Annotated in this window: 15 protein-coding genes; 8 read left to right on the plus strand and 7 right to left on the minus strand. The window is 37.3% G+C overall.

Annotation, left to right across the window (positions count from 1 at the left end; all coding sequences use genetic code 11):
* The first annotated feature begins 388 nt into the window (after positions 1-388).
* The 6 genes from ACFOUV_RS15750 to ACFOUV_RS15775 all read left to right on the plus strand — a co-directional run bounded on the left by ACFOUV_RS15750 (position 389) and on the right by ACFOUV_RS15775 (position 12,784).
* Positions 389-7,849, plus strand: coding sequence for a leucine-rich repeat domain-containing protein (locus tag ACFOUV_RS15750; protein ID WP_379497738.1), 7,461 nt, complete (start codon positions 389-391; stop codon positions 7,847-7,849).
* A gap of 72 nt (positions 7,850-7,921) precedes the next feature.
* Positions 7,922-8,164 (plus strand): hypothetical protein, encoded by a 243-nt coding sequence (locus tag ACFOUV_RS15755; protein WP_379497739.1) that lies wholly within the window; start codon positions 7,922-7,924, stop codon positions 8,162-8,164.
* Between the two features lie 658 nt (positions 8,165-8,822).
* Complete coding sequence (locus ACFOUV_RS15760; RefSeq protein WP_379497740.1) at positions 8,823-9,032, plus strand: hypothetical protein; 210 nt, start codon at positions 8,823-8,825, stop codon at positions 9,030-9,032.
* A gap of 592 nt (positions 9,033-9,624) precedes the next feature.
* A complete protein-coding gene (locus tag ACFOUV_RS15765; RefSeq protein WP_379497741.1) occupies positions 9,625-10,029 on the plus strand; it encodes a hypothetical protein in 405 nt (134 codons plus the stop codon).
* Between the two features lie 456 nt (positions 10,030-10,485).
* A complete protein-coding gene (locus tag ACFOUV_RS15770) occupies positions 10,486-11,994 on the plus strand; it encodes a class I adenylate-forming enzyme family protein (RefSeq protein WP_379497742.1) in 1,509 nt (502 codons plus the stop codon).
* A 1-nt stretch (position 11,995) separates the two neighbouring features.
* Entirely contained in the window at positions 11,996-12,784 is a 789-nt protein-coding gene (locus tag ACFOUV_RS15775) for an enoyl-CoA hydratase/isomerase family protein (RefSeq protein WP_379497743.1), read from the plus strand.
* Positions 12,785-13,078: 294 nt separating this feature from the next.
* On the opposite strand, the gene ACFOUV_RS15780 is transcribed toward ACFOUV_RS15775, so the two are convergent.
* Entirely contained in the window at positions 13,079-13,273 is a 195-nt protein-coding gene (locus ACFOUV_RS15780; protein WP_379497744.1) for a cold-shock protein, read from the minus strand.
* A 241-nt stretch (positions 13,274-13,514) separates the two neighbouring features.
* Between ACFOUV_RS15780 and ACFOUV_RS15785 the strand changes: the two genes are divergently transcribed.
* Positions 13,515-14,960: a carbon starvation CstA family protein gene (locus ACFOUV_RS15785; RefSeq protein WP_379497745.1), complete on the plus strand. Its 1,446-nt coding sequence runs from the start codon at positions 13,515-13,517 to the stop codon at positions 14,958-14,960.
* A 420-nt stretch (positions 14,961-15,380) separates the two neighbouring features.
* Here ACFOUV_RS15785 and ACFOUV_RS15790 read toward each other — a convergent pair whose 3' ends face one another.
* From ACFOUV_RS15790 to ACFOUV_RS15810, 5 genes are all read right to left on the minus strand, one after another.
* Positions 15,381-15,908: a sigma factor gene (locus ACFOUV_RS15790; RefSeq protein ID WP_379497746.1), complete on the minus strand. Its 528-nt coding sequence runs from the start codon at positions 15,906-15,908 to the stop codon at positions 15,381-15,383.
* Between the two features lie 133 nt (positions 15,909-16,041).
* On the minus strand, positions 16,042-17,115 hold the full coding sequence (locus ACFOUV_RS15795; protein ID WP_379497747.1) for a LolA family protein: 1,074 nt from the start codon (positions 17,113-17,115) through the stop codon (positions 16,042-16,044).
* A gap of 2 nt (positions 17,116-17,117) precedes the next feature.
* Positions 17,118-18,578 carry a HAMP domain-containing sensor histidine kinase gene (locus ACFOUV_RS15800; protein WP_379497748.1) on the minus strand — a complete coding sequence of 487 codons (1,461 nt, stop codon included), beginning with the start codon at positions 18,576-18,578 and terminating at the stop codon, positions 17,118-17,120.
* Positions 18,575-19,285 (minus strand): response regulator transcription factor, encoded by a 711-nt coding sequence (locus ACFOUV_RS15805; protein ID WP_379497749.1) that lies wholly within the window; start codon positions 19,283-19,285, stop codon positions 18,575-18,577. Before ACFOUV_RS15805 ends, ACFOUV_RS15800 begins: the two co-directional genes overlap by 4 nt.
* A 983-nt stretch (positions 19,286-20,268) precedes the next feature.
* A complete protein-coding gene (locus ACFOUV_RS15810; protein WP_379497750.1) occupies positions 20,269-23,580 on the minus strand; it encodes a glycosyltransferase in 3,312 nt (1,103 codons plus the stop codon).
* Between the two features lie 532 nt (positions 23,581-24,112).
* On the opposite strand from ACFOUV_RS15810, the gene ACFOUV_RS15815 reads away from it, so the two are divergent.
* Positions 24,113-25,048, plus strand: coding sequence for an LCP family glycopolymer transferase (locus ACFOUV_RS15815; protein ID WP_379497751.1), 936 nt, complete (start codon positions 24,113-24,115; stop codon positions 25,046-25,048).
* Between the two features lie 248 nt (positions 25,049-25,296).
* On the opposite strand, the gene cspD is transcribed toward ACFOUV_RS15815, so the two are convergent.
* On the minus strand, positions 25,297-25,497 hold the full coding sequence (gene cspD / locus ACFOUV_RS15820) for a cold-shock protein CspD (protein ID WP_379497752.1): 201 nt from the start codon (positions 25,495-25,497) through the stop codon (positions 25,297-25,299).
* Positions 25,498-25,702 lie beyond the last annotated feature (205 nt).

Consider the following 25,702-nt stretch of genomic DNA (forward strand, 5'->3'; position numbering starts at 1 on the left):
ATTATATTTTTTAAAACACAAAACAGCCCAAAGGTAAAAGTTTGTAACCTTTGGGCTGTTTTGTGTTTTAAAGGAGATTTAGACCCAGTCCCCCGCCGTATTAATGAGCTAATGTGCACTAATAGTTGTCCATCTGGATTAGGTTTTATTCTTATGGGTTCCCACTGTCGTTGTCGAGCAATAGAAATGGTTCCTAGGCTTTCAGATATTTGGAAGCCTAGGAACTGTCCTTCATGATTCTAAAGAATCATTAATTTTTATTAAAAATAGGAAAAAAGTCTTAACAGGATTATTATGTTCGGGTATAATATAATTTGTGTGAAATATTGGATAATTTGGTAATGCTTTCTATAGTTCGCGCTATTAATTTTTTTTGGGAGGAAAGATTGTGAAGAAGAGTCGAAGGTATTTTAGTATTCTATCTATTATTTCCCTAATGCTTTCTATAGTGTTAACTCCACTTAATCACTATAGTGCAGCGGAAACTGTAACAGCATCTGATTTTAAACTGGAGGTGAAACAGGAAGAGGGTTCGAATGTCCTAAATTGGTATGTTTCTGAAAGTGACGTGCAAAATAACTATGATTTTTCCTTATATAAAAACGGAGAAGAAATAAGCATAGATGATGCACTGTTAATTGAGGAAATAGAATCAGAAGAAGATGGTAACCTCTATTCAAAGTATCAATACACTGATTCGGAAATAACTTCAACTAGCAATTATACATATAAAATTATTGGTTATTCTGAAGAGGGAAACAACATCTTTAGTAATGAAGTTTTAATAGAAGCAGAAAAAATTAATAACGAAGCAGAAGTTTCTGTAAGCGACACAACTATATTAGAACGTATGGAGTTTTTAATCGGCGGTCATGCCGGACAAGTATTGAAAGAGGGAGAAAATACCTTTTCATTTAGCTATCAATCTTTTATTGAGGGCGGTGTCATTACCGGGACTAGTTGGGAGGATGATTCCTCTCTTATAGAAGAGCTTACTCTAACAGCTTCAGAGAATACAATAGAGGCCGAATATTCCTATCGTGATCGAACTAGTGGGACAATTTCATTTACGGATGGAAAGGGTTCCGTTTCTTTAAGTGACTTATATGGTATTAGTGAGGATATGACATTCGGTCAATTTAAGAACTTTATCCTTGAAGAAGGTGATGGGGATGTGCACTTCATCCTTAAAGATGCAGAAGGAAATAAATCAGAAGCAGTTTTGCATTTAACTAATGCAGATGACTTGCAAGAAAATGACCTGAACGAAGAAGATACCCAGGTTAGCGAAGAGAATGACCTGAACGAAGAAGATACCCAGATTAGCGAAGATACTGACTTAGAGGAAGATCATGATGACTATAACAACTACATCGAATTAAATGATTTCAATTCGTCACATAATGCTATTTCATTATCTTGGTATACCGATACGGAACACGACAAGTTTGAGTTACTTGTTGACGGTAAATTGATAGATACAATTGATGAATATTCTTATACATTTGAAGGGCTTGAGCCGAATACAGAATATAACATTTCTATTATCGGGCATAAAAATGATAGTCCGTCTGTCCAATATGACGGATGGTTCTCCACGGAATACGACGATTCTAAATTTAAAGAAATAAGTATAAAAGTCTCCGATCAAGAAGGCAATGCGTTAGATGAAAATGAAGCATGGTATCAAGTCCGGATTGAAGGCTTGGATGAAGCGAATCAAGACATTTCTTACTACGGTTATCTAAATGAGAGAGACGTATATTATGACGAAGACAACTTGAAATTGCCAATTGGCAACTATAACGTCATCGTTTATGATAGCGAAGATCATAGTCGCTCGCAGGGGTTTGAAATAGAAATCCAAGAAGATGTTGATTACGTTGCGAACCCTATAAATCTAGTTTTTGATGAAAATATCGAATCCCAACCGCTGGACATTCAAATAGGAAATGTAACAGGAGATTCCATTGAGTTAAAGTGGAATAAGCAAGATAGAGTAACAAGCTATGACGTTTCAGTCTTTACAAATGAAGGAAATTATACAGAACAAACCTTTGCGTTAAACGGTAATGAAACAAGTATTGTTGTTGCAGATCTGGAATCCAACACGCCATATGAAGTCGATGTTTCAGTGAAATATGAAAGTGGATTAACAGATTGGGAAGCATTTATTGTGAAGACAATGGGTGAGGATAGCCAAAGCGAATTAGTTAAGTTTGAGAGTGAAAACTTAGAAAAAGCTGTGGCTAAGGAATTGGGTATCTACCACCGTGACATTACACAGGAAGATATGAAAAAACTATATGGTATCGATGTGTATAATCAAAAAGTTGATAGTCTCAAGGGCTTGGAGTACGCGGTTAATTTGTGGAATCTCTCAATAACATATAGTGAAATTAGTGATCTATCTCCACTCAGTGACCTAGATTCTTTACAATCTATTTATTTATATGGTAATAACATTGAGGATATTTCTCCTTTGATCGGTTTGGAAAAAATAGATACACTTGATTTAGATGATAATCATATACAGGATTTATCTGCATTGCAAAATATGGATTCTTTAAGAACTCTTTATCTTTCAGGAAATAATATTAAGGATATAGATGTTTTAAAGAACTTAAATAATTTAGAATCATTATATCTTTGGGGAAATCAAATAAACAATATATCTATTCTCGATTCCCTGCCTAAACTTAGATATTTAGATTTATCGAATAACAGTATAACGGATCTTACACCATTACTTTCTCTTGCAGAGTTAGAAAGTGTATATCTGGAAGGAAACAATACTATTTCTGATTCGGAAGTATTATTCACACTGCTTGATTCTGGAGTAGAAGTTTATGCCGATGGAATTGATGGACATCTTTATGGATATATAGATGATGTGACCGAAGATTCCATTACTTTGAATTGGGAAGTTAATCAGGAGGTATCCTATTTTGAGATTTATCAGGATGGGGAAACGTTTGAGCTCGATTCTGATGTTCGGTCATACACTTTCGAGAACTTAGAGCCTAATGAATATTACAACTTCGAGTTAGCAGCAGTGTATGAAGATGGAAGTAAAAATTATCTTTACTTTGATAAGCGAACTAAAATTCCTGAAAAATATCAGGTAGATGCAAAAATACAAGTTGAGAACGCAGATGTGTTAAGCGATGAGATTAGTTCGTTTGATTTATATACGCTCCATGGAGATTACTATGTTTCTTTTTATGGATATGTAGATCAGGATGGTTACCTGGTTGAAAGCTTTGGAGATAATTTATTTACTTTGTCTGAAGGGCAACATTATGTTCATTTTTATAATGACGAGTATGATGAGCTGGATAGCTTTATTATTCGAGTAAATAAAGATGGGGACTATGCAGCAGAACCGATCGTACTGGACTTTGACAGGAAATCAGAGGTTGTCGAGTTTAAGGACCGTAATCTTGAAGAAGCAATCCGTAATGAGCTCGGCATTGACAGTAGAGAGATTACTACCAAAGACATGGAGAAATTGTTATATCTTTATGCCGCAGGGTATGGAATACGTGATTTGTCCGGGATAGAATATGCACAAAATCTCATGTCACTTGATTTATACAATAATTTTGTTCAGGATATATCGCCATTAGAAAATTTAATCTATTTAAATGATCTAATACTATGGGATAATAATGTTTCCGACATTAGTGTGCTGTCAAATCTAGTAAACTTAGAATACGTGGATCTTGTGAATAATAAAATTACAGATGTGACTCCATTAGCGAATTTAAAAGATTTGCGAGGAATATATCTAGAGGGTAATCCGGTAAAGGATATTACTGCACTTAAATCGTTAACAGAGATGGACTATTTGTATATTTGGGACCTTCCATTAGACCTTGAAAATACAGATTCATTAGATGCGATAGAAACCTTAAAAGATGCAGGAGTATATGTAGATTTTTATGACGAAGCTTTATCTCCTGAGATCTATGTATATGTAAATGAAATAACGGATTCATCCATTCATGTTGATTGGTGGGTCAGTAACGATGAGGATGTTGAAAGCTACCAAATTTATTTAAATGGTGAAGAAGTTGAAACGTTAGACAAAAATACGTTTGAATATACAATAGGTGGACTAGCTTCAAATACACATTACGATATCGTTGTACAAGCCATCAATGAAAATGGTGAAGAAGTAGCTGTACAATATTTATATGAGAAAACGGACTATGCAGTAGAGGACTACAAAGAAGTTTCTTTGAAAGTTACCGATTCTGAAGGTAATCCAATCCAGGAAAGATTAGAGTATTCTATTGAAGGGATTGGAAACAACGGTTTTTACATGTATGGATTTACCGATGAAGATGGGTATTTTAGAACTTGGTCCAGTGCTGGAAACACCGTAGAGCTACCAAAAGGTGACTATGAAGTGATTATTTATAGTAATGAAAACTATAAATCTGTTCTGGAGGAAATTGTAGTTGAGGATGAACAGGATTATGTAAGTCATCCATTTGAATTCCAACTGGAGGAAAAAGAAAAAGTAACGAAGAATATTTCGATACAAGTTACAGATGAAGCTGGTAATCCAGTAGATTCTGTTGAGTACTTGTCCCTTTATAGCTCAAAGGCAATGCAAGATTTCGGATATAACAGTGGTGATTACTATTTCTGGAATATCCAGGGTGATAATGGGGTCTATGAAGTAGAAGATGCGGTTATTGGCTATGATTACCAGCTAAATGTTCGTACGAATGATTATATTACGCACAATGGAAAAGTTAAGCTAAGCGAAGACACAGAAACCATTGAAGTTGTTCTAAAATCTGGTGCAAGTATCACTGGTGCAGTTACGGATACAGAGGGAAATGCATTAAGTGCAAGCTACTATATTTATGGCGACCAAACGTATGAATATGGTGAGATAAACGGACAGGTAATGAATGTTGGAGGATTAACTCCAGAAGATTTAACGATAGATATTTCGATGCCTGGATATCAATCCGAAGTCATTCAAGTGACTGCAGATCAATTTGACAATAACACACTAGATTTAGGTGCGATTAAAATGCAATCTGAAACATATATTCATGGTAAACTTTATAAGGAAAATGGGGAGCCAGCTAAGAATGTTTCAATCAATCTCTATAAAGAAGGATCGCGTTGGAGTTCTAACTGGACACAAACAGATGCGAATGGATATTTTAAAGCAAGCAATGTGCAGGGAGGAATATATACATTAAGCACCAATGCCTATAACCTTCCAAATATAACGATAGAAGACATACAGCCGCAATTTGAAGAATATGTATTTATGTTGGAGGAACCTGGTGAAGGTAACTTTAATGGTGAAGGAAATGGGTTTACTGCTTCCAAGCAAACGGTTATTCCTGGAAAAGATCTAGAATACCGATTTGATTTCCAAAATAATGGAGATGAAGCAGCGGAAGATGTAGAAATCTCATTTAATCTATCTCCAGAATTAGAGATGGTGGAAGAATCTGTACTTATCCTTCTTGATGGTAAAGAAGTGGAAGCAGATATGGAGAATGGTGTAATTATACTTGATGAAGTGAAAGTAGGGGAAAGTGGATCGGTAACATTTAAAGCAGATGTAGATTCTATGGCTGCTGAAACTTTAGTTTCGACGGGTACGATTTCTATTGGCGGAGAAGCAGAAAAATCATATACAACAGCTTCACAAGTGTTATTTATTTCATTAAATGCACCATCCGTTACTGCTGATCCTAAAATCACGGTATATGGCAGTGTAAAGCCAGGAGCCGAAGTATCTATCTATGATGGTGATGTTTTACTGGCAGAGACGTCAACGGACTCGAAATGGTGGTTTGCGGATGTTACACTTCCTGTTTCAGGTGAAAGCAGTTCACATCAATTAGTTGCTAAAATCACGGATGGACAGCGTACAACCTATTCCAAACCGGTAAGTGTTACGTATAATGCTGAGATTCCGAAAGTAACGGATGTTACTATTAGCGCGGGATGGAACCAAAATATTTCGGTGAATCCTAATGTTGGTGTGGTAACGGCTGCGATTGCAGAGTATACGCCAATTGATGTCACAGTACAGTTTGACGGAGATGTGGACGATGCATCTATCGGCTTCCTTGGAGAAGCGTATTCCTTAACTAAGGATGGAGATAGCTATCATGCAGTAATACCAGGAACATGGAGTTCCTATGGTGAACAAATGCTGGACTTACAGTTTATTGTTAATGACCAGAATGTTAAATTGCCGCTGATGGAAGTAATTGTGCTCATTGACCCATCTGGATATGTTTTTGAAGGTAGTATGGATTATCGTGTTCAAGGTGCCACAGCTGTGGTGGAAGAAAAAGTTAGAGGTGGATGGCACCAGTGGGATGCGGAATTCTTTGGCCAAATTAATCCTCAAGTTACAGATGAAGATGGCCGTTATGGTTGGGATGTTATTAGAGGGGATTGGCGTGTAATCTTCAGTAAAGAAGGATATGATACGTATATCAGCCGTACGGTAACAGTACCGCCAGCCGAAACAGAACTGGATATTCCATTAACAAGGAATTATGAGCCGATTGTTGAAGCTGTAGCGGTGGAAGATAATGTGATTACTATCGAATTTGATCGCTTGATAAATGAAAGTAACATCGATTCTTATATTCAAGTGCTTAAAGATGATGAAGTAGTAGATGGAACGTTTACATTAGAAGGATACGATGGTTTCAAACAGGTAGAGGATAGACCTGGTTATTATGAGCCAGACACTTCTATTCAATTATCTGAGTTCATTACTTGGACACCGAACGAACCATTAGCACCAAACAGTGAATACATCGTTGTTATCAGTAAAGATATTCAAGATTATGACGGTAAGACAATGGTAGAAGATGTCACATTCACGTTTGTGTCGGATGATGTACCAGAAGAAAACGTTGAAGAAGATGGCGATGAATTACCTGCTGATGATAAAGAAGATGAGCAGGTAACTGTTCCAGATGAGTCGGCTGATAAAGAACAAGAGTCACCTAAAACAGATAAGTCACCTAATAAGGATGAAGGGAAATCCCCTTCAGATGAGCAAGTTGATGAGAAGAAAAGTGGAAAAAATAATGTTATTCCTGTGTCACCAGTAATAAAAAATAAAATAGCATTACTTGATGACGAAATATTTAATTCTATTGCAGATGTTGAAATTTTAGAAATTAACGTTTCTAATGAAGGAAAAACATCTTTAGTAGAGTTACAGATAAGCGAAAAACAAATGAGTTTGTTGAAAAAGAACAATATATCACTAAGTATTGTCAATAATGATGTTAACTTGGTTATTCCGATGTCAGTTTTCAAAAATGGAAATAAAGCAGCTTCCATTTCGCTTGAAAAACTAAATCTAGACGTGGATAGCCTAAGTCCAGTCTATGATTTTACAATTAAGCAAGACAATGAGATTATCAGTGAATTTGAAGATCCAATTACTTTAAATTTTGAAGTAACGAAGGACGTTCAAAATCAAGAAAACGTTAAGGTATTCTATTTGAATGTTGAAGAAAATGAATGGGAGCTTGTAGGTGGAGAATTTGAAAATGGTGTAGTCTCTGCTGCAACAAATCATTTTAGTGTTTTCACAGTGTTCGAAATGAATAAAGAAAATGACTCGGAAGTTGTTAAAGACGAAAAAGACAAGGAAGACAAGAAAGATGAGAAGGATAAGATAGATGAGAAAGGCGAGAAAGATGAAAAGGATAATAAAGATGGGAAGGAACTACCTGATACAGCTACAAGTATGTATAATTGGTTGTTAATCGGTTTTCTTTTTCTTACAGCTGGGTTTAGTTTTTACTTCATACAAAGAAGAAAAAAAGCATAATTGATTGATGAAATATCCCTCTTGAAAATGGAGGGATATTCTTTTACATAAGGTATAAAGGAGAAATTATTCATGAAGAAAAAGATAATTGTAATGGTAATGGTAAGTACATTTTTGTTATCAGCTTGCACTGGTGAAACAGAAGAAAGTAAAGATTCATCAAAATCCAGTGAATCTTCTTTTGCTGATTATGAGCAGCAAATAAAAGATTTGAAAGTTGATAATGGCAGATTAAAAATGGAAAATGATAAGTTAAATGACCGTATCACTCAGATGGAACGAAAATTAAGAGAGCGGGGAGTAGAAGGGGAATAGTTAATTCTGAATCGGAGTCGCTAGTCAAAGACTATTTTCTTGTTTCACATTCAGGGATACGGGCCAAAGGTATTTTACAGTTATTACAATTATTTTAAGAAATTTAAGAGGCTGGGACATAACTAAAGGGTTCCGTTTTGAGGTGCATATTAATAAATTGACAAGCGAAATGACGTGTGAATTGACACACGTCATTTTTATTGTTATATCAAGGTTTATTGGGCATTTTGTGTCAAATTGGCAATCCAATGTTTAAAGTTTTCCACCTCCGAAGAACCAAAAGAACGCTTCAACAATTAAGGTTAGAAGAGGAAGCGGCTAATGTCTAAGTTATGATGATGGGCAAATCGATGAGGATTTAAAGCCGAGTTTTTAAAAGTGATTATGAGTTTAGGGGTTATCTTTTGAAATGCCAGAACTATCCCTAGAGAATCCAGGGTCAGACCCCACCGCATTACAACAATGCGATAAAGACTTAAAAAGACCAGGAAAAGCCAAGGAAATGACGCACGACAAAAATAAGCCTTACTCTGCATCCCTTTAGCGTGAAAGTTTATTACCTTAAACGTGTACCACCTTTTTGGTATGAGTTTTCATAACCTAAAGGAGATGTTATAGTAGGTTTCATAAGTAATTTAACGGTAAGGGGAATTTCTAAATGTCAGTAATTGATTTTGAAGCAGCAAGAAAATGGTCTAAGATTCCAAGAGATACACAAGAACTGCTCCTTAATAACGTGTTCTGTTCAAATTGCTTTGAGACAACTATTGTAGACTATACACTCCATAATAATGAAAATGGTGTCCTTCTCAAGGGTAAGTGCAAGAAATGCGGGGGAGATGTAGCGAGAGTTGTGGAAGATGCATAGAAGCAGAAAAGACTGACAGAGCCTACTGTCAGTCTTTTTTAAGGACCACAGGGACAGGTTCATTGGTCCTATTCTATAGACGAACCAGTAAACCTGTCCCCATGTCCCACAAAAGAACGTTTAGCACAAGGAATCGAAAAAAAAAGTCAGCCTATGAGTGGGAGAGTTGGGCAACGAATTTTATTATTGATAATTGCTCACTTATAGTTGCGCATATCGTCAAAGAAACAAGAAAAAAGTAACCATCCTTCGCCCAATTATAGCTTAGGATAGGTTACTTTTTAAAACTTAACCAACTATTTAGGTCAGTCGCATGCGGCATGTAGTTGCTTTGGCTGGGTGTTAGTAGCACTCAGTCTATTTTATTCAGCTTCTAATGTTATTATAGATGACTCCATTACGGAAACGAAAGGGAGTCACTTAAACAAACTAAAACTAAAAAAGCTTTTCTCATAAGAGAAGAGCTTTCATCATCTTATTTACGCTTTTTCAACGTTTGCTGCTTGTGGTCCGCGGTTACCTTCTTCGACTCCTTCAGTACCTTGATGCGTCTATAGCCATTATTTTGCTTTTTCAATTTACTTGGGTGGGATTGCTTTTTGAATGGTTCATGGAGAGAAAAAAGCCAACAAAAGAAAAGCTGTTTTCGGTTCTCTTGTTGTTTACAGGTTCCGTACTTGCCGTGAACATGGTTAACGTTTCTTTTAATTCAGATTCTTATATTGGAATACTTTGGGGTTTATTAGGAGCATTTTGTTTTACACTATTTATTTATACGAGTGGGCGTGTAGGGACTAATGTACCTGCTACCCTCAAAAGTACATATATGGTGCTAGGTGCTTTAGTTATTACTTTTATATTCTTCCCTCCAGAATTTTTAGTGAATGGTACACTTTTTGAAGGCCTATGGATTTGGGGAGTTATCCTGGGTGTGATTGGGTCATATTGCCACCATTACTTTTCAGCATATCGATGCCAAAAGTGGGAACGGGTTTAGGGACTATTCTAAGTGCTTCAGAACTGGCAATGGCCGTATTTATGTCTATAATAGTTTTGCGCGAAACCGTAACATATATACAGTTTCTCGGTGTTGGGAATAATCCTCTTTGGAATTACATTATCTAGCCTTCCTCCTATCAAGGCAAACACTTTCATTAGATAAAAACCATTAAGCAACAAAAGGGGAACGAGGTCTATATATGGCTATGTTCCCATTTCTCAATTTTAAAATTGAAACCAATTGGTAAAATTTATGCAAGGCCAATGGGTCAGACTCCATGCACATTAAAAACGCAGAAGATTCAATTTATAATTTTCATTTAATCCAATGAATCTTAGAACATAGTATTTAGCATGAGCTGTGTCAATTTTTATTCTATTTGTAACAAATAGAATAGTATTATATAATTAAATAATGCACTAGAGTTTCATCTATTACTAAGGGGGATCGTATATGAGTCAATTTACATTAGGGAGTCTTATGAGAAAAAATGCAGTTCAATATCCTCATAATCAAGTATTTGTCTCTGAAAATGTTAGTTATACATATCAGGAGGCAAATGCAGAGGTAAATAGAATAGTATATTGGATGGAAGATAAGGGAGTTCAACGAGGTGATCGTGTAGCCATATTAATGGATAATGGAGTTTCGTATGGACTTTTTGTATTTGCCATTGCGAAATTAGGTGCCATTTTTGTTCCAATCAATATCCGGTTACATAATAGGGAGATAGATTATATCCTAAATGATTGCGCACCTAAGTTAATGATAACAAATGAAAATTTGTATCCGATTGCAAAAACGAGTGCTAATAGCTGCGAAGTACCACTGTATCAGGATAAAGATATTCTTGATGATTTGAAGGGATTTGCTTCAGATGAACCCGACCTAGAAGTAGTAACATCAGATATTTACACGATTAAATATACAAGTGGAACGACTGGGTTTCCTAAGGGATGTATAGCAACTCATCAAAACTGGTTATGGAATAATAATAATATTCATTCCTTTATTGAAAATAGTTCTGAAGATAGTTACTTGGCTTTACTCCCACTCTTCCATGTGGCGGGATTTGGAGCTTTTCTCACTCATATCCATTATGGTGGGAAGGTAGTATTTACTTCAGGGAAATTTGATGAAAAAGAAGTGTATGAACTAATTGAGAGAGAAGAGGTTTCTACCATGTTTATTTTAGAACCTCTATTAAGTAAGTTCTTATACTCGGAATACTATGATGTGAAAAAAGTTAAGACGATCAAGAACCTTTTATCTATGGCTGGAATTGTTTCATCTAAGATTGTTACCGATATTAAAAATAAACTTCAATGTAACTATTTTGGTATTTACGGATCTACTGAAGCTAGTAGTATAGTAACTGCAATCAATTATAAGGAAAACATGAAAAATTATAAGTCATACGGATACTTATTGCCAAACTTTGAAGGGGAGATTGATAATATAAGCAATAATCCCAATGAGGAAATTGGTGAGCTTTTACTTAGAGGACCTTCCAACATTCAAGGTTATTGGAATAAAGAAATAGAGACGAAAGAACTATTGAAAGGAGGCTGGCTTCATACAGGTGATATCTTTCAAAGACATCAAGATGGAACACTAGAGATGATTGACCGCAAAAAGTACCTGATAAAAACGGGTGGAGAAAATGTCTATCCAAATGAAGTAGAAACAGTCTTAAGAGAGCACCCAAATATTGCGGACGTTGCTGTCATAGGAATCCCTGACAGAACTTGGGGGGAAGCAATAAAAGCGTTCATTGTTTTAGCACCTGGTTCAAAAACAATGAATAGTAATCAAATTAAAGATTGGTGTAGGGATAAATTAACAGGTTTTAAAATACCAAAGTTTTATGAGTATATAGACGAAATTCCGCGTAATCACTCTGGAAAGGTATTAAAGGGCGAACTACAAGATAGGGAAGAGTCTACTATTGGGGAGGGATAAAATGGATAATTCATTAAAATATATCATTTATGAAAAGAAAAACAATATAGCAATTATTACAGTTAATCGTCCGGAAGTACTAAATGCTATAAATAATCAGTTACTATCTGAATTAGATTATACTGTAAACGTAGCAGAGGAAGACGATGATATAAGAGCAATTATCATAACAGGTAGCGGGGAAAAGGCATTTATGGCTGGTGGAGATATTGCTGCTATGAAAGAGATGTCTCTGATGGAAGGAGAAAGGTTTGTATATGCAGGCCATACCTTTTTAAACAAATTGGAGAATAGCCGAAAGACTGTAATTGCAGCCTTAAACGGTTATACACTCGGTGGAGGGCTAGAAATAGCATTGGCCTGTGACCTACGTGTTGCTGATGAAAATGTTCAGTTAGGATTACCAGAAGTAACTATTGGTCTATATCCTGGCTGGGGTGGCACACAACGACTTGCACGTCTTGTTGGCACTGGTGTTGCCAAGCAGCTTGTTTTTACAGGAGAAAGAATTACTGCTAATGAGGCAAAACAATTAGGTATTGTAAATAAAGTCGTGTCCTCAGGGCAAGTATTGGAGGAAAGCTTAGCTTTAGCAAACAGAATACTGAAAAATAGCCCAATAGCTGTTATGCAAGCTAAGAAGGCAATCAATAATGGGATTGAGATTTCTTTGGAAAAGGCTTTAGTATTAGAAGCAGAAGCATGGTTAGTTAATTTTGCGACAGAAGATCGTGTAGAGGGAATGCGCGCTTTTGTAGATAAAGAAAAACCAAATTATAAAGGTAGATAGTTAGTTTCAGACCTCAAAGATTGGAAGAAGAGGGGAAATTAATGAAGGTTTTTAAATAAAAAATAAAAAAGGCCTTTCTCGCTTACTTTTTGAAGCGAGAAAGGTTTTTTAGGTCGGGTTATAGGGACAGATCATTGAATCTTTAGAAAGGTAATGAGAGCATTCACCACGAATGCTCTTTTGAAAGTATTATTCCACAGAGAAAATTTCATATTAACGGAAACGAAAGAAGGTCGTTCACTTATATAAACTAAAATGAAAAGCTTTTCTCTTAAGAGGAGAGCTTTCATAATTTTAATTACACTTTTTCAAAGTTTGCTGCTTGTGGTTACCTTCTTCACCTTCGAAAGTTACTGCTTGTCCTTCATCTAATAATTTGACCCCATCGCCTTGAATTGCTGAGAAATGTACGAATACATCTTCTCCACCTTCAACCTCGATAAAACCGAAACCTTTATCTCCAAAAATTTTATTGACAATGTATCCCATGGTGTCCAGCGTTTGCCTCCTGCATATCTATGCTCAAGCGCGCATTTATTTGGTGAATGATGCAGACTTAAGGGAGGATTAACATGATTATTGTTTATAAATAATTGACTTATAGCAAGTGATAAACGAATGAAAACGCTTAATTAAGAATTATAAGAAAATTTTCATTAAATACATTGCTTTTTTCAGAAATATTGTGTAATATATTGCGTATTAGATAATAGGCAAAGGGGTTGCAGCAATGATAACATTCATCGGGTCTATCTTATTTTTGATTGTTGGTTATGTAATATATAGCAAGGTTGTCGAACTAATTTTTGGTATTGATGATAATCAGGAGACGCCTGCCTATTCCAAACAAGACGGTTTAGACTTTGTACCAATGAAATGGTGGAAAGGGAGTTTGATCCAGCTATTAAACATTGCTGGAACTGGACCAATCTTTGGTGCAATATTAGGTGCGCTATACGGACCTGTCGCATTTATTTGGATTGTTGTTGGTTGTATCTTTGCTGGAGCTGTGCATGATTATTTCTCTGGCATGATGTCACTTAGACATGGTGGTGCACAATTTCCAACACTAGTAGGAAAATATTTAGGGAAATATGCGAAGTTTTTAATTACGATTGTTTCCATTTGCTTGATGATTTTAGTGGCGGCAGCTTTTACAGCGGCGCCTGCTCAACTGGTTTCTTCGATAACACCACTTAGTTTTACGGCATGTTTACTTATCGTTTTTGTTTATTTATTGCTTTCTGCAATACTACCAGTTGATAAAATTATTGGTAAGCTTTATCCGTTTTTCGGTGCCATTCTTATTTTTATGGCTGTATCCATTGGGATTGGGATGTTCTTTTTCGAAACACCAATACCTAATTTAACATTAAGTAATCTACATCCTGGGGATATGCCGATATGGCCGTTGTTAATGGTTACGATCTCCTGTGGTGCGATATCTGGATTTCATTCTACTCAAAGTCCGATTATTGCACGTACATTGAAAAAGGAAAGTGAAGGTAGGAAAGTATTTTACGGTGCGATGGTTGTAGAGGGTGTTATCGCATTAATATGGGCTGCAGCGGGTATGACATTCTTTGGTAATACTGGTGGTCTTCAGGAAGCATTAGCTGTAGGTGGACCTGGTGGAGTTGTAAATGAGATCAGCATCTCTACCCTTGGCACATTCGGTGGAATTCTAGCAATCTTGGGAATCATCGTTCTTCCAATCACGACAGGTGATACAGCACTTCGGTCGTCGAGAATGATGCTAGCAGATTTAATAACACAAATTACGAAAAAAGAGTTTAATAAGAAAGGGACAGTTGCTTTACTTATCATTCCTGTTGCATTGCCAGTGCTGTTTCTTTCCATGATTGATTATAATTTCTTGTGGCGCTATGTTGGGTGGACAAACCAGGTTGTTGCGACGGTGATGTTGTGGACAGGTGCGATGTATCTAGTGAAAAATTACAAGTTTCACTGGATTTGTAGTATACCAGCATTATTTATGACAGCAGTTGTTTGTAGCTACGTTTTCTACGCACCAGAAGGATTTAATATGGATTATGGCATCTCAATGATACTCGGTTCGATCCTTTGGGTTGTTGTTGCAATTTGGTTTGTAAGTAGATTGATCAAACAGAAAAAAGTGAAGGATAATGAAGTTCCTGTTACTAGAGCTTCGTAGTGGTGCCTGTCACTCCTCGAATTATGTCGAATAGGAAGCATGGGGACGGTTCTTTTGCTTCCTTTGCGAACCGCGGGGACAGGAACCTTGGTCCAGGTGGGGGTTAATGTTGCGCGGAAATAGCTTAGGTTTGTGCGATAAAGGCTGGAAGTTGCGCAATAATGACCGGAAGTTGCGCGATTATAGCCCAAAGTTGTGCGATAATGACCGGAAGTTGCGCGATTATAGCCCAAAGTTGTGCAATAAAGTTCGCAAGTTGCACGAAAACAGTCCAGAGTTGAGCGATAATATTCCAGAGTTTTACAAAAACTACCTATTCCGAAATCAAAAACGGAATGAGGTAGTTTATATTTTTACTAGTTTCAGTATCAGCAGCCATTGCAGTTTCAATAAGTCCTAGGTGAACCGAATTTACCCAAGTTAATTGTGGTCCAGTGTGCCTGGCCCTTTGTCCCACTTACTAATCATCTCACGTATCGTTTCTCTTCCACGCCGAATATAGGTTAAGGTATCAGAATGAGAGATTTCCAGTACTTCGCTAATTTCCTGTACGGATAAATGATTACTAGATTTCAGGTTTAGTGCTAATCTTTCTTTTAACGAAACGTTCATTAATAAGAGTGAAATATCATGTTTATCATTTTCATTAAAAGAAAGACATGTAACCGCCCGGGATTGATTTTTTTCAGTAAATCGGTTTTGAGCGAGGTTCACCGTTTTTTGAAACAGCCACAACGAAAACTTTTTAGTGGTTCCTTGACATTCGCCAATATGATAATAAACATGCAAGAAAATATCTTTAGCTAGATCCTCAGCAACTTTATTGTCTCCAGTAATCATGTAACAAATTTGATAAACCGATTGATGGTAATGCTGAACAAGTTTCTTGAATGCACGATGGTCGCCTTTTTTCACCTGCTTAATTACCCGTCTTCCTATCTCCTTCATCCTTCAACCTCCGTGCGATTGCTTCCCATATTAGAAAAATTGGCGTATGCCTTCGTTACCACTTATGCAGTCAGGAAAGATTTTAATACTTTCCTAGATGCCAAGAATAGTGACCTTATGGCTCGTCAATTGATTACTTTTCCGAACTTGAAATCATATTTTCGGTCGATTTCACAACTTCTTCTTGTTCTACATCTGGATTTGTTATTAAAATCATATAGCGCAAGCCATCTTCATCCCAATGAATGCTATTAATCATCTCTTCATACTCCGCAGCATTTCCTCGAATCTCCAAATCATCTGCTTCAACTGGCATGTCATCAGGAGTGGGAAATATAGACAACGAAAACATCGGAATATCCTCTTTAGAACTATACATTAATTCCAACTCATGTCGATCCAATCCAGCTGAAAAATCATACATTTGCATACTTGAGAGAATAAATTCTTCCTCTGGAAATACGAGGAACGGTTGCCCTAACGCTTCTTCTGCTTCCTCCAATGTAACAGCATCTGGAGCAAAACTCTCTTCTAAGTTTGCAATTTCAACATCGTCTGGAATATCAAGCGTAAATGTTTCATCAGCAAATTCCGGTGAAAAATCCAATTCGGTATACGCGAATTCTGTTCGAGTATCTCCAGTTTCTGACACAAGCTTTACAACAAACCACGTTTTCTGGTCCACCCATAATTCCATATCGCCAAGTAAATTATCCGCTTCCTTTGCTTTCACCTGAATATGGTAGGTGTCATAATCAAGTACCTTTTCATCGCCAACCACTTCATAGGTATGAGAGTCTTTCATCATTTCCATCATGCCTTTGAATTGATCTTTCGGACTTAAACTTGCAAAGTCTCCAAGCTCAGTCATATCCATTTCAGATGCCTGGTTATTTGTTTTATCATACATATACATGGTTGTGCCATCATTTAATACTTCTACTTCTTCTTCAAGTAATGGATCATTTGTAACAATCTTTCTTTTTTCACCTTCAACATACTCTTCTAGGATAGTATGCTGCGTCATCTCTTCTCCTTCATACATTTTCATCTCCGCTTTCCCTTGATAGGTATTAACATCCTTCTCCGATTCAATAGCGTTGTGAATGATTTCTTCAGCAGAAGCTTCCGTATTTTGTGAACAGCCTCCTAATAATAATGTAATAACACTAAGTAAAATCAAAACTACTCTCCATGAAACCTTCATAGTTATCCCCTTTCTTTTATCCAACAAGCAATTAATGTGCCTTTATTTTCTGTTGCCCAAATTTTTATTTTTCCATCATGTTTTTCCATAATTATTTTTGCAATGCTTAATCCTAGACCTGATGTTGCTCCTTTTCCTCGTGATGTATCATCTTGATAAAACGGTTGAAAAACCTTTTCTAGTTGACTGTGCTTCATACCTTTTCCTTCGTTTTGAATAAGCATCACAGTTCCATCATCCCTCCAAGCATTCACCTCATCTGTAAACTCTGGAAAGACCCAATTGGGTAATGGCCTTTTAGATGAAATAGCAGCCATCCAAATACGATGATGATTCGGAGTATACCGAATGCTATTATCCATTAAATTATCGACGAGTCGAATCATTTGTTTCGGGTCAAGCTTGTAGGTATTCCTTACATGCAGTTCGGTGTTTAGTTCGATATCTTTTTTGGAACACGGCTCTTCATAACCTGAAAACAACATTTCAAAAAATTCATCTCCATTTACGTTTACGGTATGGAGTATATTATTAGATGACTGAAGTGCGGTAAATATCGATAAATCATCAATCATTTGCTTCATATATTCCAGCTTTTCATGGAGAATCATTTGGTACTCTTCTCGTTCTTTCTTCGATAAATGATGACTTTCCAAAGCTTCTGTGTATGTTCGAATAACGGTTAATGGTGTTTTTAAATCATGTGACAGGGAGGCAACCATATATTCTTTCTCCTGTTGCTGCTTGGCAAGAGCATCTCTCGTTTCTAGTATTTGTGCTTTCATTTTCTCGAAATGCGTGATAACTACTCCGATCTCATCCTTCGATTGAACCAGTTTCTGATCTAATTTCTTGCCTGCCGCAAATGCCTTCATATGTTCTTGTAACTGATACAAAGGTCGATTTAACTTACGGTTTAAAGAGAGCATTACCACCGAATAGAGTGCGATGAAAAAGATACCCAATAGAATAAACATAATCGTCGTACGTTGATTGGATGTCTCTACCCAATCTTTTCGACCTAAAGTGATTTCATATAAACCAATTAGCCGATCCGTATCATCAAATACGAGCTTTTTCAGTGAATAGGTTCGTGACTTTTTTTGATATTCATTTAAATCCTGAAACAGACTCTCCTGATGCTCTTGATGAATATGTGATTGCCCAGGTGTACTCATCGTGGAAAATAACTGAATGCCATCATATCGATATAAATCGATCTTGAGATTATCACCTGTCAAACGATGCAAATGCTGATAGTTTTCTTCGGGCTGAATTTTATATAGAGATGCTTCCTTTAACTCGCCTTCCAATTCAGTTGCTAAAGCTTGAAAATCAAGGTACTCTTTCAAATCCCGCTCTTGATCATAGGCACTTAGACTAATATAGAGTAAATATATAGCAGCAATCGGCAATAGCATAACGAGCAAATAACTGATCATAAGCCAATTCTTAATCTTCATCCTACTTGTTCTCCGATAAAGCGATATCCAACGCCCCAAACGGTCTGGATAAATTTTGCTTGCTTCCCGGTATCTTCGAGCTTTGTACGAAGGCTTTTGATATGAACCGTTACTGTGTTGTTTCCATCTACATTCATCAGTTGCCATACATGCTCATAAATTTTTGCTTTTTCGAACGTGATAAATGGATTCTTAGCAAGGAAAAACAAAATTTCCCGCTCTTTAGCTGTTAGAAACAGAAGCTCCTTATCCAAAAATACAGCTTCATTTAAGAAATCGATGGCTAATCCATGTTTATAATGAATGATTTGTTCATTATAATGCTTCTTTGTATAACGCTCGTATCTTCTTAGATGAGAATGTACCCGAGCAGTCAATTCCTTCAGACTAAATGGCTTGGTCAGATAATCATCTGCACCAAGACTCAAACCACGTATCTTGCTTTCATCCTCATTTTTAGCACTAACAATTAATAATGGTACGTCACTTTCTAACCGTATGGTCTCACATAATGTAAAGCCATCCATCTCTGGCATCATGAGATCCACAATTACCAAGGAATAGTCGTCTGCTTTAAAATCTTCCCATCCTTCCATTCCCGTCGATGCCCAGGTCACTTGAAATCCATCCCTATCTAAGTGATCTCTCATGATTCGGGCAATTTCATAATCATCTTCTACGATAAGAATTTTACTTTGTTCTACCATAGGTCCCCCTCTTCTCTAACCCCAGTATAGTTTATCATTTCAGCGTCCCGTTAAAAGTTTATTTTTAGTTAATAATTAGGAAGCATGGGGACGGTTCTTTTGCTTCCTTGAGGAGGTATTGTCACTCCTTGGCTCCTCGCAGTTATGTTGAATGGTAGAATTAATAAAAGCTATCAATTTTGATAAGCATTATTCATGCAGATAAAATTGATAGCCTTTTATTCCAAATATCTGGAAGTTCTAGTCATAGTCTAGACTTATTCAACCGTATCTGTTAATACGCCGTAGGAAGCAGGGTGGTTCTCGTAAAACTAAAAACTAGTTTGAGTTATGTTGGATGAGTGGTGCCAATCTTTCTACCAATCGATCTCCGTGTAATCCGGATAATCCTCATTAAGTTGTAACAGGGTTAATGCGAAATCTTAAGTAAGAGATTCAGTATTTCCTATGTTAGAAGATAGGTACATATAATTTTTTAGAATCCAATTTAAATAGTGCGTATTACAACTATAAATCTAAAACAGGAATAATAAAAGAAGGATTACGTTTTAGAAGGGGACACAGAGTGGTGCAATTATAGCCCGAAGTTGTGCAATAAAGGCTGGAAGTTGCGCGATTATAGCCCGAAGTTGTGCAATAAAGGCTGGAAGTTGCGCGATTATAGCCCAAAGTTGTGCAATAAGGGCTGGAAGTTGCCCAATAATAGCTCATAGTTGTGCGATAAAGGTTGGAAGTTGAGAGATAATATTTCAGAGTTATACAATTTAGGCTAAAGTATTTTGGTTTGGAAGGTATGTTGGCAAGAACTGCGGGGGCCAGTATACCTGTCCCCGCGTCCCATATAATTATAATATTATAACATTATCCCCTAGGCTGCTAATCAATATATTACAACCTCTTTGCATGCATTTAAAAAATGAAAAGAGATTGTTTATGTTGTAGATGTATTTGGGCCAGTGAACTGAGGTGTCCCCTTGTCCCACCTAGCTGATGCGTTCGCTCTTCAATCCCGATTCTACTTTGGAATCGTCCGACCGTTTTAATTTCCCCCAGCCAACTCGGGTCCCTTTTAGTGCAGCAAAAAAGGATTTCCAGGTTACCCAAAGTAATAAGTAGCGGAAGAAAATTCGTTGCAAGACCAAGGAAAATAGGGGTTTCAAGCTTAGCTTCTCCATCCTGAATGCAACGAAGCAAACAAGAAAATCGATCAAGAAGTAACTACCAAAAATCAATAACGCCTTTTGGCTAGCGCCTGTCAGGATTCCTAAAATAAACAATATATCGATAAGCGGTGCAAAAAAAGGAACAATAAATTGAAATAGCAGCATATTTGGGAGGGCAATGAATCCTAATGATTTATGCTTTAACCCTCCAAACGCTTTCTTGTGCTTCCAAAAGCATTGTAACGTTCCAAACGTCCATCTGAACCGCTGTTTTAGGAAATCTTTAATCGTTTCCGGTGCCTCGGTATAGGCATAGGCCTGTTCATCAACCACAACTTTATAGCCTTGGCGGATAATTTTTAATGTCATGTCAGTATCTTCTGCAAGGGTATCATCGGTAAAATAGCCTAGCTCTTCAACGACCTGTTTACGCCATGCCCCTAAAGCTCCTGGGACAACTGGAACACAATTCAACGTGGCAAATGCGCGCTTTTCCAAGTTAAATCCAGTTACATACTCAATATGCTGCCAGGAAGTTAACAAGTTTTTCCTGTTCCCAACCCTCACATTTCCAGACACCGCTGCAATGTTTTCATCCGAAAAGTGCCGAGTAAGGGCCGAAATCGAATCAGGAGAAACAGTGGTGTCCGCATCTATCGCAACAAAGATATCTCCCTTTGCTTTCCGGATTCCAAGATTAATGGCTGAAGCTTTTCCGCCGTTTTTCTTTTGGAAAAGAAATACCTTTTTATCAGCATCGTATTTACGCGATACAGCCAAGGAAGTCTGGTCTTTGGAACCATCATCGACCACAATGACTTCAAGATTTGGATAATTGCTTTTCAGGATTGATTCAATGGTTTTATTGATGACATTCTCTTCATTGTAAGCCGGGATAATGACACTAACAAACGACATAGACTGCTCCACCGGATGACTAGCACGTTTTTTATGTATAAGACCTAAACTTCCTAGAACCAAAAGGCGCAGAACTAAGATGGAAATCACACTGATAAGCAAAATGGTAATACCTTCTTTAAAATTTGCTATATTAAAAAGCATCACTTTGTAGCTATTTGCTATTGGACTTTCCGCCTCTGTGACAGGAGGAATGATGCTACTTTTGCTTTGATCCATGAGTTCGCTCGTCGTTACAAACGTATATCCTTGATTCTGTAACTGTTCGATCATTTCAGGTAGTGCCTCTAGCGTTGCCTGCCTATCTCCTCCGCCATCATGAAGTAAAATAATATCGCCACTGGATGCCTGGTCCAGCACATTGTCTACAATCGCCTCGCTATCACGCAGCTTCCAGTCTTTTGAATCGATATCATAATTGACGGTGACATACCCCATTTCTGTCACATCCTCCAGCTGTTGAAAACGGGATGGCATAAACTTCGCCTCTTCATCTCCATAGGGGGACCGATACAAGGAAGTGGTATGTCCCGTAATTCCTTGAATAACGCGTTGGGCACTATTTAGCTCAAGCTTTAACTGTTCACCGGACATTTCATTTGTTTTTGGATGGGAAAACGTATGGTTGCCAATCTCATGGCCTTCCCGATGGATTTGTTCAACAATACCTTGATTGTCGATTGCCTTATTACCAATCATAAAGAAGGAAGCCTTTACTTGGTACTGGTTCAGAATATCTAATATGTCTTCCGTATATTCAGGATCTGGTCCATCGTCAAACGTTAGCACAATCTCTTTCTCTCCCGGATGGCTTAATCGCTCAAACTCGGAGGCTACAGGGCTTTCAACATACGTTTCACCCGTAATAAAGCCAGATTCATTAAACTGAAGGCTGCGTTTTCCTTCTTTCCAACTCTCTGTCGCCCGGAAGATATTCCCTTCTCCTGTGCTGTAGATATTTCCTCCATTCTTGACAATAAGCAATTCTTCTAATTTTTTCCCTTTCAGAACATCCCAAACAGAGGGGTCCTCCGATCCGAGCCTCCAGAGTGCAATTCCTTGCGCGCCAGCCTCCATGGATATTTTCAATTGGTTGTAGAAGGTTGCACTGTCCTGGAACCATATTTCATGTAGTTTGTTGTTCTCCATATATTTCAGGTATGGCGTTTGGCTCATATCATCCCATTGAATGTCCAAGTTTGCTTTTTCGGCCAGTCTTGTGACGTCATCAAAGGATACGGGTTCTCCAGGTTCTTGACTTTCCCATTCCCAGTCATACCCATAATTCCCAATCGCAACAATCAGCTTTTCTTTGGGCAATTTAGAGAGAATTTCTGTAAACCACGATGAAGAAGCAATCGTGCCAGGGTTGTCCACATTCTCATCGTATGCCATCACCATCATCTGATCAACATACTTTTCTAATTCCTCGTAATCAAAAGCCTCATTGGCAGCCGGTACAGCGATGGAAACGGAGAGACCATCATCATGAAAAGTCGTGTACAAATCCTTTATAAATTGAGTCAATAAATCCCGGTCGTTCTTGTTTAGATTCTCGAAGTCAATATTGATCCCGTCAAAGTCATGCTCGTTTATGAGTTCATGCAGGTTTTTAATTAATTTTTCTTGTTCTTCAGGAGAGTTTAAAAGGTTATGAACGGTCTCCTGATTCCATTTTTTATTTTCAATGTTATGTATTAACGGTACGATCTTCACATCATTCTTTTTTGCAAGCTCTATAATTTCCGGTTGAATATCGCTTTCAATCTCCAATTCAGAATTCAAACTTAACCATTGCGGAATCAAAACATCGATTGCTTCAATATTTTCCCTGAGCGATTGCTCACTGTTGCTGTCCCAATTCACATAGAATGCGTAAACATCATCCTGATAGGGAACTGCTTGCTGGAGAAATTCCTCATCCGTAGCGGTGGTTGCTAATTCATCCTGATTGGACGCCATGGTTTCTGAAGGACTGATCTGTGAAAATTCATCCGTTTCGTTTGTTTCCAAGTTAGGAAGTTGTGGATTCGCATAAAGACCTAAACCTAAAAATCCGATAACGAGAGCTAATAGAACAGCGAGAACAACGGATGAAACAATTAAGAGATTCCATCGTTTTCCAGATGCATTTTTAAAAATAAAATCCTTTTGAACGGGTTCAGGGTACAAATTTGTTTTTTTACTTCCTCTGCGGAACATTCGCTTTTTCATGTTGTTATCTACCTCATGTTATTTTTTTAATCTTACATATGCACAAATGAAAAAAATCTACCTACTCACTAATGTAGTAAAATACTTTGTACATATTTCACAATGAATTATGTCGTTTTCTAGTTAAAAAAACCATAGATATCAAACGGCGTAGGTTCTCCTAATCTTTCCTATTAAAGTGTAACAAGCGGGTTCCAATGAAACAATGAGCTATTCTATTCACCTTCCAAGCGTTCTTCACCGCATTATTACCTATTAATCTATTTTTCTAGTTCTATTTCCTCTTTGAAGACCTCTTTTTATTAATTAACGAACGATATTCGAAAATATACTTACGATTCTTCATGTTTTTTTTACAAATCTCCCTATAGAAGTATTATATCGTTACTAAAGTGAACCCCTCTGACCAGTCCCATAATACCGATGGAGGGGAAAATAACTATTTTGTCGATTCTCTAGGCATTTTGTCTAATATCCTTATCTTTTTTTAGATGCTAAAATAAAGCCAGATTACTGCAAAGGAAGTGTTTGAATGAAGGAGAAACACACATCCCCGTCCCCGAAAAAAAGAAAGCTAGGCTTTAAAATTACACTTGGAATTATATTTCTTCTTATACTAGGTGCAGGCGCTTACGGATTTTCCGTATATAACTCTGTTACCGGCACACTCGAAAAAACACATGAACCACTGAAACGTACAGAAGCAGAGCAACGTGTGGTTGATCTATCAGAGGGGGATCCCATCTCCATTTTATTACTAGGGGTAGACCAACGCGAAGGAGACCGCGGTCGCCCAGACTCACTTATACTATTAACGGCAAATCCAACAGATCAATCGATTAAAATGGTAAGTATCCCTCGTGATACATACACCGACATGATAGGCAAAGAAGCAAAGGATAAGATCAATCATTCGTATACATACGGAGGAGTTGACATCACGATTAAAACCATTGAGAACTTCCTCGATGTCCCGATTGACTACTACGTGGAAGTGGATATGAATGGTTTTAAAGATCTGATCGATGCGGTTGACGGGGTGACTGTTGATAACACCTTGGACTTTTTCTATGACGGGACAGACTTCCCAATCGGTGAGCTAAAATTGAACGGGGAAGAGGCCCTCAAGTATTCTCGTATGCGTTCTTTAGATCCACAGGGAGACTTCGGTCGTCAAGAACGCCAGCGTAAAATCATTCAGGCTTTTATCAAAGAAGCGGTACATATCGAAACACTCACAAACTATGGAAGCATCTTAGATGTCATTGGCGATAATGTCAAAACCAATTTAACGTTTGATGATATGAAGGAAATTCGAGCAAACTATTCTGAAACACGACACAATATGGAGCAAATCCAAATAAACGGGGAAGGCAAGGAAGAAGAGGGTGTTTATTATTACATTGTGCCTGAGGAAGAACGGGTAAAGCAATCGGAGACGCTAAAGAAGCACTTGGATATTGAGTAGCTTACGGTTAAAGAAGACACGGGGGATGTGGACCAGATGAAAGGTGTGTCATTAAGACAGTTATCAAGGATAAAGGAATATATAAAAGTGTTATTCAGCGGGTTGATTGATGGAGGGAAAGGGAAATATTCTTTCAACCTGAGGTGTAGAGGGAGCTCTACCAAGCTAATTGTGGTCCAGTGTCCCTGTCCCCATGTCCCTAAACTAAAAAAGCTCTTCTCATATGAGAAGAGCTTTCATCATGTTATTTACGCTTTTTCAACGTTTGCTGCTTGTGGTCCGCGGTTGCCTTCTTCAATTTCAAAAGAAACTGCTTGGCCTTCATCTAATGATTTGAAACCGTCGCCTTGAATTGCTGAGAAATGTACGAATACGTCTTCTCCACCTTCAACCTCGATAAAACCGAAACCTTTGTCTGCGTTAAACCATTTAACTGTACCGTTACTCATTATAAAAACTCCTCTGTGCTTTATAGCACGTTTATTACTTTTTGGTTCAAGATCATAATTCAAGACGATGATAATCACTAGTAAGTTTTACAAATATCTTGTTTTGCTAAACCGAACATCAATAAGTTAATTTTATTATAACACGTAACAGAAAAAAAGATAGTCTTTATTAAAATATTTATAAAAAGGACACGAGGGCAATGGG

Source organism: Oceanobacillus longus (genome assembly GCF_042650085.1).
Classification (GTDB): domain Bacteria; phylum Bacillota; class Bacilli; order Bacillales; family Amphibacillaceae; genus Oceanobacillus; species Oceanobacillus longus.